Annotated in this window: 16 protein-coding genes; 12 read left to right on the top strand and 4 right to left on the bottom strand. The window is 33.9% G+C overall.

Going from position 1 to position 15,462, the window contains the following annotated elements:
* The first annotated feature begins 184 nt into the window (after positions 1–184).
* The 4 genes from BAU28_RS24435 (at position 185) to BAU28_RS24420 (ending at position 3,051) form a co-directional block, all read left to right on the top strand.
* Positions 185–937: a YwqG family protein gene (locus BAU28_RS24435; protein WP_071720384.1), complete on the top strand. Its 753-nt coding sequence runs from the start codon at positions 185–187 to the stop codon at positions 935–937.
* A 156-nt stretch (positions 938–1,093) separates the two neighbouring features.
* Positions 1,094–2,254: a transglutaminase domain-containing protein gene (locus BAU28_RS24430; protein ID WP_071720382.1), complete on the top strand. Its 1,161-nt coding sequence runs from the start codon at positions 1,094–1,096 to the stop codon at positions 2,252–2,254.
* Positions 2,255–2,361: 107 nt separating this feature from the next.
* Positions 2,362–2,559: a DUF4083 domain-containing protein gene (locus BAU28_RS24425; protein WP_071720380.1), complete on the top strand. Its 198-nt coding sequence runs from the start codon at positions 2,362–2,364 to the stop codon at positions 2,557–2,559.
* A 30-nt stretch (positions 2,560–2,589) separates the two neighbouring features.
* Entirely contained in the window at positions 2,590–3,051 is a 462-nt protein-coding gene (locus BAU28_RS24420) for an NUDIX hydrolase (RefSeq protein WP_071720376.1), read from the top strand.
* Positions 3,052–3,095: 44 nt separating this feature from the next.
* On the opposite strand, the gene nadE is transcribed toward BAU28_RS24420, so the two are convergent.
* A complete protein-coding gene (gene nadE / locus BAU28_RS24415) occupies positions 3,096–3,914 on the bottom strand; it encodes an ammonia-dependent NAD(+) synthetase (protein ID WP_002171488.1) in 819 nt (272 codons plus the stop codon).
* A 270-nt stretch (positions 3,915–4,184) separates the two neighbouring features.
* Here nadE and BAU28_RS24410 point away from each other — a divergent pair, with 270 nt between their 5' ends.
* The 3 genes from BAU28_RS24410 to BAU28_RS24400 all read left to right on the top strand — a co-directional run bounded on the left by BAU28_RS24410 (position 4,185) and on the right by BAU28_RS24400 (position 7,608).
* Positions 4,185–6,065 carry an FtsX-like permease family protein gene (locus tag BAU28_RS24410; protein WP_071720375.1) on the top strand — a complete coding sequence of 627 codons (1,881 nt, stop codon included), beginning with the start codon at positions 4,185–4,187 and terminating at the stop codon, positions 6,063–6,065.
* A gap of 119 nt (positions 6,066–6,184) precedes the next feature.
* Positions 6,185–6,472 (top strand): AbrB/MazE/SpoVT family DNA-binding domain-containing protein, encoded by a 288-nt coding sequence (locus BAU28_RS24405; RefSeq protein ID WP_002171490.1) that lies wholly within the window; start codon positions 6,185–6,187, stop codon positions 6,470–6,472.
* Between the two features lie 176 nt (positions 6,473–6,648).
* The gene (locus BAU28_RS24400) at positions 6,649–7,608 is read left to right on the top strand and encodes a serine protease (RefSeq protein ID WP_071720373.1); all 960 of its coding nucleotides are present in this window, start codon (positions 6,649–6,651) and stop codon (positions 7,606–7,608) included.
* Between the two features lie 186 nt (positions 7,609–7,794).
* Here BAU28_RS24400 and BAU28_RS24395 read toward each other — a convergent pair whose 3' ends face one another.
* Positions 7,795–8,103 carry an ArsR/SmtB family transcription factor gene (locus BAU28_RS24395; protein WP_025149967.1) on the bottom strand — a complete coding sequence of 103 codons (309 nt, stop codon included), beginning with the start codon at positions 8,101–8,103 and terminating at the stop codon, positions 7,795–7,797.
* Between the two features lie 107 nt (positions 8,104–8,210).
* Here BAU28_RS24395 and BAU28_RS24390 point away from each other — a divergent pair, with 107 nt between their 5' ends.
* Together BAU28_RS24390 and BAU28_RS24385 are read left to right on the top strand one after the other, a co-directional pair.
* Positions 8,211–9,149: an aldo/keto reductase gene (locus tag BAU28_RS24390; protein ID WP_071720371.1), complete on the top strand. Its 939-nt coding sequence runs from the start codon at positions 8,211–8,213 to the stop codon at positions 9,147–9,149.
* Positions 9,150–9,195: 46 nt separating this feature from the next.
* The gene (locus tag BAU28_RS24385; RefSeq protein ID WP_071720369.1) at positions 9,196–10,371 is read left to right on the top strand and encodes an MFS transporter; all 1,176 of its coding nucleotides are present in this window, start codon (positions 9,196–9,198) and stop codon (positions 10,369–10,371) included.
* Positions 10,372–10,408: 37 nt separating this feature from the next.
* On the opposite strand, the gene BAU28_RS24380 is transcribed toward BAU28_RS24385, so the two are convergent.
* Together BAU28_RS24380 and BAU28_RS24375 are read right to left on the bottom strand one after the other, a co-directional pair.
* The gene (locus BAU28_RS24380; RefSeq protein WP_048372684.1) at positions 10,409–10,633 is read right to left on the bottom strand and encodes a hypothetical protein; all 225 of its coding nucleotides are present in this window, start codon (positions 10,631–10,633) and stop codon (positions 10,409–10,411) included.
* 84 nt (positions 10,634–10,717) lie between these two features.
* Positions 10,718–11,065 (bottom strand): DUF4257 domain-containing protein, encoded by a 348-nt coding sequence (locus BAU28_RS24375; RefSeq protein ID WP_048372681.1) that lies wholly within the window; start codon positions 11,063–11,065, stop codon positions 10,718–10,720.
* A gap of 196 nt (positions 11,066–11,261) precedes the next feature.
* Here BAU28_RS24375 and BAU28_RS24370 point away from each other — a divergent pair, with 196 nt between their 5' ends.
* The 3 genes from BAU28_RS24370 (at position 11,262) to BAU28_RS24360 (ending at position 15,214) form a co-directional block, all read left to right on the top strand.
* Positions 11,262–11,789, top strand: coding sequence for a DinB family protein (locus tag BAU28_RS24370; RefSeq protein ID WP_048372679.1), 528 nt, complete (start codon positions 11,262–11,264; stop codon positions 11,787–11,789).
* Between the two features lie 182 nt (positions 11,790–11,971).
* A complete protein-coding gene (gene rsgA, locus BAU28_RS24365; RefSeq protein WP_048372676.1) occupies positions 11,972–13,021 on the top strand; it encodes a ribosome small subunit-dependent GTPase A in 1,050 nt (349 codons plus the stop codon).
* 210 nt (positions 13,022–13,231) lie between these two features.
* The gene (locus BAU28_RS24360) at positions 13,232–15,214 is read left to right on the top strand and encodes a HAMP domain-containing methyl-accepting chemotaxis protein (RefSeq protein WP_071720367.1); all 1,983 of its coding nucleotides are present in this window, start codon (positions 13,232–13,234) and stop codon (positions 15,212–15,214) included.
* The last annotated feature ends 248 nt before the right edge of the window (positions 15,215–15,462 follow it).

Here is a 15,462-nt window from a genome sequence, read left to right as displayed (position 1 = left end):
GGAAAGTATACTGTAAGAAATTATGAGATATCATGTTTGTAGGAACAATGTATACTATGCTCTTTTAAGCTTGTTCGCGTACGAGGGATGAGCCCGTTTTTTTGAGAGCTTGTTGAATTTACAATGAATGGAGTATAATCTTTGTGCTATGATACAAATAAGTATGTAAATGTAAGGAGAATTTATGAAGCAGAAAATTGAAGTATTAATTGATAAATATGAACTAGCGCATTTAAAACAGGAGCTTGTGAATACTATATTTCCTTGTATAAAAGTTGTGCCAAATCAGCAGGAAACAATTGCGATAGGTAGTTCGAAGATGGGCGGAGTTCCTGATTTGCCGGATGCATTTGAATATCCAACATACAAAGGGAATCCATTACGCTTTATCGCACAATTTAATTTAAGTGATTTACAAAACGTTGGCATGGATCATAATCTTCCTAAGACAGGGATGTTATATTTCTTTAGTATTGAAAATTATTTTGAAGAAGCTGTGAATCCAAGTGAAGCTGGGCGTGTACTTTATTATGATATTCCCGCAGAGCAATTACGAAGAGCAGATGAAGATCAGGCGCAATTTACTCAGTGTACAATTTCATTTGAACTTACGTATAAATTACCGGAGCTTTTCATTGAAGATGAGGCGGATTCAGATCGTTTCTTGCAATTACTTGAAGAGCTAATCCCAGACAACTATGATAATCATCAAATGTTTGGAGAACCATTCTCCGTACAAGAAGAAGTATTGTACGAGACCGGACAATATATGGGAGTAGATCCGCAGCATATGACGCTTTTATTCCAAATTGATTCTGATTATAAAAATTGTAATATGGTTTGGGGAGAATTAGGAATGCTTTATTTCTGTATTGGAAATGAAGATTTGAAGAATCGACGTTTTGAAAATACATGTTGTGTGTTACAAACTTGCTAAAGAAGGGGTTGTTCTTTTTCTAAAAGAACAACTTTTTTCATAATGTTTATTAATAAATATGCATAATCTCATATGACCTTTTCTGAAAAGTATTGTATACTCTGAAACTATACGATGCTTTTTTTCATATATTTATAGAATGTAAGGAGTGACGAGATGAGAAAGACAAATAAGTATGTGACAGCTGTCGCACTTTGTTCAACAATTGTAATGGGTGGCTTACATGCGTCGTCTGTATCTTACGCAGCTACTACATCGACTGTAGTGACTACACAATCAGATGCTAAATTATTGGATAATTTTCGAAAAGAATTAAAAAAACACATTGATAATCGAGATGAAAATATTACAATTGCATATAAAACGAAAGATAGAAATGCTAGAGATGTTATGGATCAATTATATAAAGAGTATAGTAAAATTGTAGATGCTGATGAATATGTAAAATATAATGTAGCGTCTACTAAATATTCTATAAAAGGGATGCCAGGGAATTATACGTTCACATTACAAGTGGAGTATCGTGAATCAAAAGAGCAAACACAATATGTAAAGTCTCAGTCGAAAGCAATTGTGAATTCTATCATTAAACAAGGCATGGATGAACATGAAAAAGTGAAAGCTATTCATGATTATGTTGTGAAACATGTATCCTATGATACGTCTTATCAAGCATATACAGCATATGAAGCGTTAGCGAATCGTTCTGCAGTTTGCCAAGGATATACATTATTAACATATCAATTACTAAAAGAAGCAGGTATTCAATCTCATATTGTAACTGGAAAAGGAAATGGACAAGCTCACGCATGGAATTTAGTAAACATTGATAACAAGTGGTACCACCTTGATACTACGTTTGATGATCCTGTGCCTGATAAAGCTGGGCGTGTAACATATTCATATTTTAATATGTCCGATGAACAATTAAGCAAAGACCATGAATGGGATCGAAGTAAATACCCAGCGGCAACTACAAGTTACTTCAACGAATTAACAAACAAAATAAAAGCTGGTAGTTCAAAAACTGCTGTATATGAACAGATGTTAAAAGAAACAAATTTAAAGTACTTGTCTGCACAATATGGAGCGGAAAATTACAATGAATTTAAGAAAAAATTACAGCAACAATTTGCTTCCAAGCCAGAAAAAGTAGAAGTGCGATATAAACAGTCAATGGATGGAGCAATGCAAGATATAAAGAAAGTATTAGATGAAATAACTTGGCCAAAAGGTGCAAAGCGTGTATCTTATCAAGTTGCGCCATATAGTGCAATGACAGGTTATTCATTAGCGACAATTACATTTACGTATTAATGAAAAAGAGCATCTCTAAAAGGTGCTCTTTTTATATTTATCGATTGATTACTCTAAAAAATTAGAATAATGTGATATAATCAAAAAGGAGAGGATTTGAAAGCTGAATGAACTTGTTCGAAAGTAATATATTTACATTGATATATACTTGTCTAGTAATCGGACTTATTGTTTTGTTTTTCACATCATTTACTTTGTTTATTAGAAGATTATTGCAAAACAGCGTTGCAAAAAAACAACATGTAATCAATATGAACCAGAAGCTAGATCGAATTATTGAATTGCTTGAAAAAGATAAGAAATAGCGATAGAAGGTGTATGAAAAGGGGAAGAGGATGGCTAATTATATAAAAGAATTACGTAAAAAAGTAGGGCACGACTGTGTTTTTTTAAATTTTGCGGGTGGTTGTGTGTTGAATGAATATGGAGAAGTATTATTGCAAAAAAGAGGTGATTTTAACGCTTGGGGATTTCCTGGCGGTGCAATGGAAATCGGAGAATCTGCCGCAGAAACTGCGATTCGAGAAATTAAAGAAGAAACCGGGTATGATGTAGAAATAAATGAGCTTATTGGAGTGTACACGAAATATTTTCAAACATATCCGAATGGTGATCAAGTCCAGTCAATTGTGATATTCTTTTCATGCACAATTGCCGGAGGAGAGAAAAAAGTAGACGGTGATGAAACGTTGGATTTGAAGTTTTTCCCGTTAGACGAAATGCCGCCATTATTTAATAAGCAACATGAAGATTGCTTACAGGATTTATTAGAGAAAAGAGTAGGTGTATATCGTTAACATATAAAAAAGAAGCTAAATGAGATTAGCTTCTTTTTTATGTTCTATTTCCACCAATCATCAAACATTGACGCTGGTACTTGTCTTTTATGCTCACTCACTGTGTAACGTTTTTCAATTTTCTCTGCAACGTCAGCTGGAACTGATTTACCTTCTAAATAATCATCTAATTGATCGTAAGTAATGCCTAATTCTGTTTCATCAGCTTGACCTGGTTTTTCATCTAATAAATCAGCTGTTGGCATTTTTAAGTAAAGTCGCTCGTCTGCACCTAATTCTTGTAATAAAGCACGTCCTTGGCGCTTCGTTAATCCTGTTAATGGTAATAAATCTGCACCGCCATCGCCAAATTTTGTGAAGAAACCTGTTACAGCTTCAGCAGCATGATCAGTTCCAATAACAAGTAATCCTTGTTGCCCGCCGATAGCATATTGTGTAACCATGCGAATACGTGCTTTTACATTACCTTTATTGAAATCTGTTAATGAATCTCCTAATAAGTTTTCGTATTGATTTGAAAAAGCATCAACAGTTGAAGCGATATCAAAAGCAACAGATTGATCAGCTTGAATAAATTGTAATGCTAATTGTGCGTCATCTTCATCCTTTTGTACTTTGTACGGAAGACGTACGGAGATAAACGTTGCGTTTCCACCTTCCTTACGAATTTCTTCAACTGCAAGCTGAGCTAAACGTCCTGCTAATGTAGAGTCTTGTCCGCCGCTAATTCCAAGTACAAATCCTTTTGCACCTGTTTTTCTTACATAATCTTTTAAGAAATCAATTCGTTTACGAATTTCTACTTTCGGATCAATTACAGGCTGAACGTGTAATGCTTTCATAATTTGTTCTTGTAATGTCATTATGTTTTCCTCCTATTCATATTAAAACGGTTAATAAGTTTATATGTATATTGGTACATACTTCTATCCTTTATTATTTCGCAAAACTAACGAATATACAATAGGATGCGTGTATGAATATGAATGTAGTAATTATAAGTAAACTTTTTTGTATAAGCAATTTTTTTAAACCTTTCAATAATGTAAGGTTTTTGTCATTTGAATCGATGGAAGATATTTCCGAACTTTACTAATATAAAAACATAGTTAGTAGAAGGGCGGAGAAGTAGTATGAATATTAGAGAACTCGCATTTCGAAATGTGACACGAAATAGACGGACATACTCGGCTTATTTTTTGAGTAGTGCATTTGCAATTATGGCTTTTTTTGTTTATTCATTTTTTGCATTTCATCCAGCATTAAGTGCAGGGACATTAGGACAATATGTATTTGTAAGTATGTCTTTTGCACAGTCTATTATTTACTTATTTACATTTTTCTTTATTTTATATTCTATGGGAATGTTTTTAAAAACGAGAAAGCGTGAGCTAGGGATATTAATGATGCTTGGAATGACGAAATATCAATTAAAGCGACTTATCTTTTTTGAAAATATCATGATTGGCATCGGGGCAATTATTATAGGTATTCTTTCAGGTATGTTGTTTTCAGGTATATTAATTTTTGTAGCTCCATTGTTATTAAAATTAGATATTTCTTTATCTTATTACATACCGAAATCAGCGATTGCTGTAACGAGTGTTATGTTTTTCGTATTATTTATTATCATTTCATTGTTTAGTGCAGGAATGGTTCGTAAAAATAAAATTATGCAATTGTTTAGAGGATCAGCAGAGGCGAAGCCAGAACCGAAAGCATCTATTATTTCTTCTATATTAGCGGTAGTACTACTGGGCGCAGGGTATGTAGGAGCTCTTATGTCACATGGTGCAATGGTATTTATTATGATGATACCTGTCACAACGGTAGTCATTATTGGTACGTATTTACTGTATAAGCAGTTAAGCGTTTTTATTATTCGATTATGTAAAAAAAGTAAACGTTTCTACTGGACAAGAACAAATATTATTACTTTATCAGATTTAGCATACCGTATGAGAGATAACGCGAGAATGTTCTTTATTGTAACGATTATTTCAACTGTAGCATTTTCAGCAATTGGTACATTGGTTGGATTTGCTTCAATGACGAAAGAAATTATGAACAGACCAATTTCGTTTCACTATCATTCTAAGCAAGGAAATAGTAATGAATCACAGCATCTGAAAATCATTGACGAAGGATTAAAGAAACATAATATAGCAGCTTCAAAAATAAATATTTCATCGAAGAAAACTGAGGAGCAGTCGTTAAGAAGCGCCATTTTTATAAAAGAAGCTGATTATAAGGAATATGCGAAGTTAACTGGAGAACCGTTCAATACATTATCAGGTAAAGAAGCTTTATTTTTATCAGCAGAAATACCAGGACCACCGATAAAAGAAAGAAAAGAAATTTCTTTATCAAATATTAATGAGACTTTAAAAGTGAAAAAAATTAATACTTCTTCACTAAGTAAAATACTTATGGGTAATGTGTATGTGATTTCTAACAATCAATATGATTTATTACAAGATGGATTTACAGAAGTAAAAGATTATATGTATAAAACGAAAGGAACGAAAGATGAAATTGAGATTGGTAAAGAGCTTACGCATCAGCTTAAGCCTTATCAAGAATATTCAACGTTTAGTGCAGAAGAGTACGATCAAAATCAAAGTTTACAAATTGCGGGGCCAATTTTATTTGTAGGTTTCTTTATTGGCATTGTATTTTTCGTTTGTGCAGGAAGTTTTCTATACTTCCGATTATTTTCTGATTTAGAAGATGATGCTCGTTTATTTGAAATGATTCGAAAAGTTGGATTAACAAGAGGAGAATTATCGAAAGTAGTTACAATTCGCTTAGCGCTTTTATTCTTCGTTCCAATTGGGGTTGCAACATTACATGGGGCAGTAGCATTAACGGCATTAGGACAAATGTTTGAGTACTCACTTTTTAAAGAGAATATGGTTGTGTTAAGTATTTTCATAGGTATCCAAGCAATATACTTCATACTTATACGATCTCGTTATTTAAAACAATTGAAAGAAAGATTGAATATTCGTTGAATGTGTTTTTTTAACTTTTGTACTATATTTTCTAAAAAGAGGCAGCCATTACCAAATATATAGTGATAAAATGAAAATAGCGAGGTGAAAAAATTAATAGAGAGTAAGGGGGGAGTAACATGAAAGCAACAGGAATTATTCGAAAAGTAGATGAATTGGGACGGATAGTTATTCCTAAAGAATTACGAGATGTATTAGGAATACAAATTAAATCACCACTTGAAATTTTCGTAGAAGAAGACAAAGTCATCTTACAAAAATATCAACCTTACAATGCTTGTCAAATAACAGGTGATGTTTCAGAACAAAATATTTCATTAGCAAATGGAAACATTACTGTTAGTATAGAAGGAGCAAAACATGTAATAAAAGAAATTGAGCAGTTTTTGAACAAGAGTGAGATTTAGTTTTAATTTATATTATTCTTTTGAAAAACTGAAAAATAAAAGGACCATTTAATAGGTCCTTTTATTTTGTTTATTGAGAAATATTTGAAAGGAAGGAAAATGGAGCGAATAAAACGAATATTAAATCTAAAGTAGTGGTCTGAAATGAAAATAATACATTTTCAGGAGGGATTACGATGAACAGTAGTACAGCAAATAAACAAAAAGGTATTAAATTAATTCCGTTTACCGTAAATAAAGTGGTTGAACAAGTAAACGAAATTCCACCAGGCGTACAACTGATTCACGCTCCGGAAGTATGGGAAAAGAGTGCAAAAGGGAAAGACATTGTCGTTGCCGTTTTAGATACAGGTTGTGATATAAATCATATAGATTTAAAGGATCGTATTATTGGTGGAAGAAATTTCACGAAAGATTATGAAGGGGATCAAAATACTTATCTTGATAATAATGGGCATGGTACTCATGTAGCGGGTACAATTGCAGCCACTGAAAATGGAGTAGGTATTTTAGGTGTAGCACCACTTGCTAAATTGTTAGTATTAAAAGTATTAGCAGGAGACGGTTCTGGAAGTTATGAGCAAATTATTGAGGCAATTCATTATGCAGTGAATTGGAGGGGACCGAATAAAGAGAAAGTGAGAATTATTTCAATGTCCCTTGGTGGTCCACAAGATGTACCAGAGTTACATGAAGCTATTCAAAATGCAGTAAAGCAGGACGTACTTGTCGTATGCGCTGCAGGAAATGATGGAGATTGTAATGATGATACTGAAGAATTAGATTTTCCAGGTGCTTATTCTGAAGTAATTGAAGTAGGTGCTGTTAATTTAGAGCGGAAAATTTCATGCTTTAGTAATTCAAATCAAGAAATTGATTTAGTAGCGCCAGGTGATGAAATACTATCTACGTATCCAGAGGGGAAATATGCGGTATTAAGTGGTACTTCAATGGCGACGCCGCATGTCGCTGGGGCGTTAGCACTTCTTATTAAGCAGTGCGAGAGAGAATATGGTAGAAAGCTATCAGAGCCGGAAATATATGCGCAACTTATTAAAAGAACCGTACCTTTAGGATATGAGCGTACATCTGAAGGAAATGGATTAATAGATTTGTCCCGCATTAACGGGCAGTAAGACTCCTACCTCAGAATGTGGCTGTAAAGCAAAGAAGTTAGTTGGGAGATCAACTGTCCGTAAAAGCCCGATTGGTTCAACTAATAATCAGTGGGGGGATGAATAAAACCCCCATTGATTAAAGTTTCACTTTATTAAAAGAATAGGAATTACTAAAAAACATCTCATATGCATATGAGATGTTTTTTAGTATGGTTCTGTCGCGTTTAATACGACATTTAATAAGCCCGGAAATCTAGCATTCAAGTCTTCTTCTCGAATTGAAATAAAACGCTGTGTACCTTCAAGACGTGTATACATCACACCTGATTCACGTAAAACTTTGAAATGGTGAGATAAAGTTGATTTTGCAATTGGAATGTTTAACGCACCACAAGATTGTTCGTTTTTCTCTAGTAACATATTTACAATTTGTAAGCGGATTTGATCGCTAAGTGCATATAGGACAGAGGAAAATTGAATTTCCTCACGATTAGGATGATATAGTGTTCGCATCATTTCACCTACTTGTATAAGTTGTTCTAGTTGCACTATAACATATAAAGTGCTATATTTCTATTGTTCGAATATAATCGAACAATAGAAATATAGGGGGAGAAAAAATGAAGTATACGAATTTACAAAAGGCAGGATTAAATATTTCACAATTGGGTTTAGGAACAAATGCAGTAGGGGGACATAATTTATATGCAAATGTGAATGAAGAAGAAGGAAAACAAATGATTGAAGAGGCAATTCAACAAGGAATTACATTTTTTGATACAGCGGACTCATATGGTTTTGGTAGATCAGAAGAATTAGTAGGAGAGGTTTTAAAAGGAAAGCGTCATGAATATGTACTCGCTACAAAAGGTGGAATACAGCTGTTATTAAATGGAGAGGTTTATATTAATAATGAGCCAAGCTATTTAAGAAACGCTGTGGAGAATAGTTTAAGAAGATTACAGACAGAGTATATTGATTTATATTATTTACATTTTACAAACTCTGAAACAAGTTACATAGATTCAATTGGAGAGCTTATCCGTTTAAAAGAAGAGGGGAAAATTCGTTCAATTGGGATATCAAATGTAAATGTAGAACAATTAAAAGAAGCGAATCGATATGGAGATATAGATGTTGTACAATCGCCTTACAATATGCTAGATCGTAATGCAGAGGAAGAACTTTTACCGTATTGTATTGAAGCGGGTATTTCATTTATTCCATATGGGCCACTTGCTTTTGGAATATTAGGTGGTAAATATACAGAAGATTTTAAAATGAATGAAAAGGATTGGCGCAATGGCGTAAATCTTTTTGAGGAAAATACATATAAGAAAAACTTTAAGAAAATTGAAAAGTTAAAAGGTTTAGCTAAAGAAAATAATATAGCAATGTCTCATTTAGCATTAGCATGGCTATTAAATAAACCAGGAATCGATGCTGTTATTCCTGGTGGAAAGCGTGCAGAACAAATAAGAGAAAGTGTAAAAACAGTGGACGTTTCATTGAATGAGAAGGATATGAAAAAAATTGAATCTATATTAGAGGGTAGATAGGACAGAGGGATATCACCCTCTGTCCATATATAAGGAGATGGCATAAATGAAAAGAGTACTAGGTGTATTCTTTACAATAATGTTTATGATTGGTACTGATACATTTTTGATTTCACCACTTTTGCCAACATTACAACAGGTGTATCATGTTTCAACGGAGTTTTCAGGATGGATGGTGAGTTCATATGCTTTAGGATACGCTGGATTTGCGCTTATCACTGGTCCTATATCAGATGGATTAAACAGAAAAAAAGTAATGATATTAGGTATGACCTTTTTCGCAATTAGTACGTTTTTGTGTGGAATTGCACCTAGTTTTTTATGGATGCTGATTTTTCGGTTTTTAGCAGGTGTAAGTGCAGCGTTTGTATCCCCGCAAGTGTGGGCATCTATTCCACTCCTAATAGAGAAGAAGCAGATTGTGAAAGCAATTGGGATTGCAACAGCGGGGTTATCAGTTGCTCAAATTCTTGGACTACCAATTGGGGCCTATTTAGCAACGATACATTATACAACACCATTCTTTGTCATTGGCATCCTTTCAGCATTACTCGTTATTTTTATTGGTGTTTTTATACCAGAAATAAAGCCTGTTCAAACAGAGGATAATAAACAATCAATCTTACAGCGCTATAAACAATTACTTAGAGATTCAAAGGTTTCACTCTCTTATTTTGCATATTTTATTTTTCAGACTGGTAATTTCGCAGCATTCTCTTTCTTTGGGGTTTGGCTTGCAGTTCAATTTGGCTTGTACGTAAATGAAATAGGTACAGCTATGCTCGTACTAGGATTAGGGAATTTAACAGGTAATATTTTGGGGTCTAGAATCTTGAATAAAATCGGCTTTAGCATGTCTTTCTATGGTGGAATTGTATTTACAGCACTTCTATATGTATTACTGCCACACTTAAATAACATAATTTTTGTTGAATTATTCTTTTTCGTTTTATTTTTTGTAACAGGTATATTATTTGTATTAATGATGCGACGTTTACAAAACTTGTCGAGTACAGCAAGGGGAACAGGTGCAGCACTTGCGAATGCCTCTATGTATATTGGACAAATGATTGGAGCGGTAGTAGCTGGTGGATTATTTACTGTTTCCCATAATTTTATGTTTATAGGATGTTTTACGGCACTATTATATATAATCTCTTTACTTTTGTTTAGGAAAAGTGAAAAACTTTCTGTAAAAAATGAGAAGGGAATTGCATCATAGAAGCGTTATAAAGAAAAAGCACTGTTTTAGTTATGTACTAAAACAGTGCTTTTCGTTTAGATTGAACTGTTGCTGCGTTTTCATCATGTATTCCTGCTTCTTCAATAATTCGCTTTTTTACTTTATTTAATAGATGGTCTACTGCTTCACCAAAATAGTTAGCTTCATTTTTTGTGCGGGCTTCTCGTAAACATTTATAGTTTTCTAGCAGTTCCTCTTTTTCGGAGTTTGTTAAGAAATCTTCTATTTTCTTTTTTGTCATACGAAACACCCTTTCTTCTGACAAACGACGCAATAGAAAATATTTATTTTTTATTATAACAATAATTTTTAAAGAAAGTATAGATTAACGTCGTAATAGTTTGTCAATTTCTTGAATTTTCTCATCAGCTTTCCCAATTTGCGTATTTTTAGCCTGTTCACCACCTAAAGCTTGATGAAGTAAAAATGTTTGACCTGAGATGGCAGTTACAATAGATACTTTTATAATTTCTTTTATTGTGGTGACATCGAATAAAACGAGTCCAAGCAGTGCAGCTAGGCTACCGGTAAATATATCGGTTAAAAACCCAAAGTGGAAAAACGTTTTTAGACGGCGTGGGAGCAATAACTTGCCTTGGTTATTGATCAGATGGGAAACGAAGCCAGTAATGCCACCAACAAGAACCGCAGTTAGCCATTGATACATTTCCATCGAATCCACTCCTTTTAGTGAATAAGATTCGATTTTTACATATTGAATCCTTTTAATATTTCATATAAGCATATTGAGAAAATTTGTTTAGGTAAAGTGCTTATTCAATTTAATTATAACAGAAAAATCTGATATATTTCAGTCTATTATATGAAGCATTTTTTCACTAATATGAATTCAGAAAGGGGTGCGTGAAATGTATATAGATTATCGAATAAGAAGTGTAGATGGTTATACAAAAAATATAGGGGAACTAGTAAGTATGATGGAGCATACTCGGGCAGTAACATTACAGGAAATAGATGATTTAGCAGTGGAGCAATTAGATGTAATAATGCCGAGTGGTGAGAATTCAATTGGTGCTTTACTAAAGCATATAGCTGCTATAGAAAAAGTCCATCAGCTTATTTCTTTTCAAAATCGTGATTTTACAAAAGAAGAATTAGAAATATGGGAAGATGCACTGTATTTAGGGGAAGCGGGGAGATTTATTCGTGGCTATGAAATACAGTATTATGTACAACTTTTACAGAAAGTTCGAGAGGAAACATTAGAGTGTTTGAGACAACAGGATGATGAATGGCTAATGTCAGAAAGAAAGTGGCCTAACGGCGTAGCGTATAATCAGCACTACCTTTGGTTTCACGTACTAGAAGATGAAATTAGTCATCGTGGACAAATTAGAATGCTAAAAAATAAGTTATTTGAAAATTACGTAAAATGAGGTAGCTTTTTAAAGAGATATTCCATATAATGAGAGTAATTAAAATGAGAACGGGGTGATGTATTATGGCGAAATTGACTTATATGAATAATAAACCAAATACAAAGGTGGATGGAAAGGGCGATACTATATAAGTGAGCGCACTATCCTTCCACTTAGCTTAAACTAGGGAGGATATCAATTTGAACCAAAATATTTTAGAATCGTTCGGCTGGGATTCTTTTTTTGAAGAACAAGCTGTGGAGAACTATGAAGTAGGGCGTATTTTACTTGAGCATAAGCATATATATCGGATTATTTGTAATGATGGTGAATATGTAGCGGAATTGTCTGGGAAATTTCGTCATGAAGCGTTAACGAAGGGCGATTATCCGGCAGTTGGTGATTGGGTGTATATAAAGAAAATAGAAGGAGAGAGAAAGGCGATTATTCATCGCGTTTTTCCAAGGAGAAGCTCTTTTTCTAGACAAGAGGCTGGCTACCGAACTGAGGAACAAATTATAGCTACGAATGTGGATTATCTATTTTTAGTAAATGCTCTTAACCATGATTTCAACGTAAGAAGGATGGAACGTTATTTGCTATTGGCTTATGAAAGTGGTGCAATGCCTGTTATTGTTTTAACGAAGAGTAGTTTATGTGAAGATGTGGAACAGAAAATTACAGAAACTGAAGCAGTAGCAATCGGTGTTCCAATCTTCGTTATTGATAGCATAGCGTACGTTGGAATCGAATCATTACAACAATTTGTAGCTCCAGGTAAAACAATTGCTTTAGTTGGATCTTCAGGTGCAGGGAAATCTACTTTGTTAAATGCATTAATAGGAACAGATGTAGCTAAGACAGGAGATATACGTGAAGAAGATAGTAAAGGGAGACATACGACAACTCACCGTGAGTTGTTCCAACTACCGAGTGGCGGTTTAGTAATTGATACTCCTGGTATGAGGGAACTTCAACTTTGGGAAGGAAGTGCGGCAATTCAAACCACATTTTCTGATATTGAAGATCTTGCCAAAACATGCCGCTTTCGAGATTGTAAACATGAGGGTGAACCAGGATGTGGAGTACGCAGCGCTATAGATAATGGACTTATAGCAGTAGAGCGCTTGCTAAGCTATAAAAAGCTGCAAAGAGAACTGGCATATGTTATGAGAAAACAAAATATTACTCTGGCAAGAGCAGAACGAGATAGATGGAAAAAGATTTCTAAACAACATAAAAAAATATAAAAAACCAAAGGGTTTATTCCTTTGGTTTTTTATATTTGTAAATTTTATAATAATATTATTCATATATATGGACAAAAAGAATTTATTTGTTTAAACTTTACAAAGTGTTCATCAAACAAAATTGTAAAAATAGAACTAGGGAATGGGATATATTCATAACTAACTCTGTATTATCTTTAAAACTTAATATTGAAATGTAGGAGGTTTATAATGAGTAAACTATTAAGTTGGTTTCGAGAAATGAAAGTAGCAAAGAAGTTATTAACTTCATTTTTTGTTATTTTAATTGCGGCTGTCTCTGTTATTGGGGGCATGTCTTATGAAACAGCTAAAAAGAATTTTGAGTCACAAATTATGAATAGTGCTAATGATAATATAAAAATATTGGATAATTTAATTAATCAAATGATCGAAGCAAAATTCAATGATGTGAATAACTTCGCACGAGTGATTCGCGGTGATATGTATCAAGGGGATAATCAAGATGAAATAAGGAAAATGCTATCTCAATATATCAACTTAAATAAAGATGTTGAACAAGTATATGTTGCAGGAAATGATAAGAAATTTGTGCAAGAACCAAATATACAAATGGCAGCAGATTACGATCCAACGGCACGTTCTTGGTATAAAGATGCAGTGAATAAGCAAGGTGGAATTGTTGTCACTGAACCATATAAGGCACAAGGAAATGGACATATTGTCGTAACAATTGCAAAACAAACAGAAGATAAAAATGGTGTTGTTGCAGTAGATTTAAGCTTAGATAATTTATTAAAAACAACAAAGTTAATCAATATTGGTAAAAAAGGCTATGCTTTCATTTTAGATGGGAAGCAAAAAGTAATTGCCCACCCTCAAGAGAAATCAGGCGACAAAGCAGATGATGCTTGGGCTAAGAAGATTTATGAAGATAATCATGGGACTTTTTCATACTCTTATGGTGGTAGTGAGAAGAAAATGGTATTCGCTACAAATTTAAAAACAGGTTGGAAAATCGGTGGGACGATGTACTCAAATGAAGTAGTTGAAGCTGCTCAACCTGTTTTTTATAATATGTTAATTGTTATGCTGATTTCATTAGTTGTAGGAGGAGCGCTTATTTATTTCGTGACACTTTCTATTACGAAACCGTTAAAGAGATTAGTTGTCACTTCTAAAGAAATAAGTGAAGGGGACTTAACTCAAACGATTCAAATACATTCAAATGATGAAATTGGTCAACTCGCTAAAGGGTTTAATGAGATGACCCATTCATTACGTACATTAATTGGAAGGATTAATACTTCAGCAGGGCATGTTGCTGCTGCATCTGAAGAGTTAACAGCAAGCGTCAGACAAGCAAGTGAAGCGACTGAACAAATTACAATGGCAATGGATGAAATATCAAGAGGGGCAACGACGCAAACATCAAGTGTTGAAAATGGTGCCATGTTACTGTTTGATGTAACAGAAGGGATTCAGCATGTAGCAAATAGTTCATCATCTATTAATGCTGCTTCTGCTCATACTCGTGAAAAAGCAGAAGATGGCGGAAAACTAGTCGGAAAAACAGTAAATCAAATGCAGTCTATTGCGGAATCTGTTTCACAATCAGATGCTGTTATTCAGTTGTTGAATAACAAATCAAAGCAAATTGGTGATATTTTAGAAGTAATTCAAAATATTGCAGATCAAACCAATCTTCTAGCTTTAAATGCAGCAATTGAGGCTGCAAGAGCTGGTGAGCATGGAAGAGGCTTTGCAATTGTTGCTGATGAAGTACGAAAATTAGCAGAACAATCTAGCGTATCATCAAGTGAAATTAGTAAATTAATTTGTGAAATACAAGATGATATGAGTAAGACAGTAAAATCTATGAATAATGTAAATGAAGAAGTTCAATCTGGACTTGTTATCGCTAATGAAACGAAACAAAATTTCACTGAGATTTTACAATCTACAAATGAAATTGCTGATCAAATAAAAACGATGGTTGAAACGGCTAATGGAATGTCAAAAGGTGCAAATGAAGTATCTATTTCAGTTGGTCAAATTGCAATGACAGCACAAAATAACTCGACGAGTACACAAAGTGTTGCTGCGTCAGCTGAGGAGCAACTGGCTTCCATGGAGGAAATTGGTTCTGCAGCTGGTACATTATCTCAAATGGCTGAAGAGTTACAAGTGTTAATTGAAAGGTTTAAAGTGTAAAAAGGCTGTCTCAAAATAGCATTTGTGCTATTAGAGACAGCCTTTTTAGCTGATAGCCGGATTAGTGTGAGCTAATAGGTAAAGGGAAACAGGGGGATATAAAGTGAAACTTTAATCAGTGGGGGGTTTTGTTCATCCCCACTGATTATTAGTTGAACCAATCGGGCGTTTACGGGCAGTTGATCTCCCACCTAACTTCCTCGCATTCTCCGAATTTGGAGGTGGGAGTCTTACTGCCCGTTAATGCG

Origin of the sequence: Bacillus paramycoides, from assembly GCF_001884235.1 — a bacterium.
Taxonomy (GTDB): domain Bacteria; phylum Bacillota; class Bacilli; order Bacillales; family Bacillaceae_G; genus Bacillus_A; species Bacillus_A paramycoides.
This window is presented reverse-complemented; position numbering and strand designations above follow the sequence as displayed.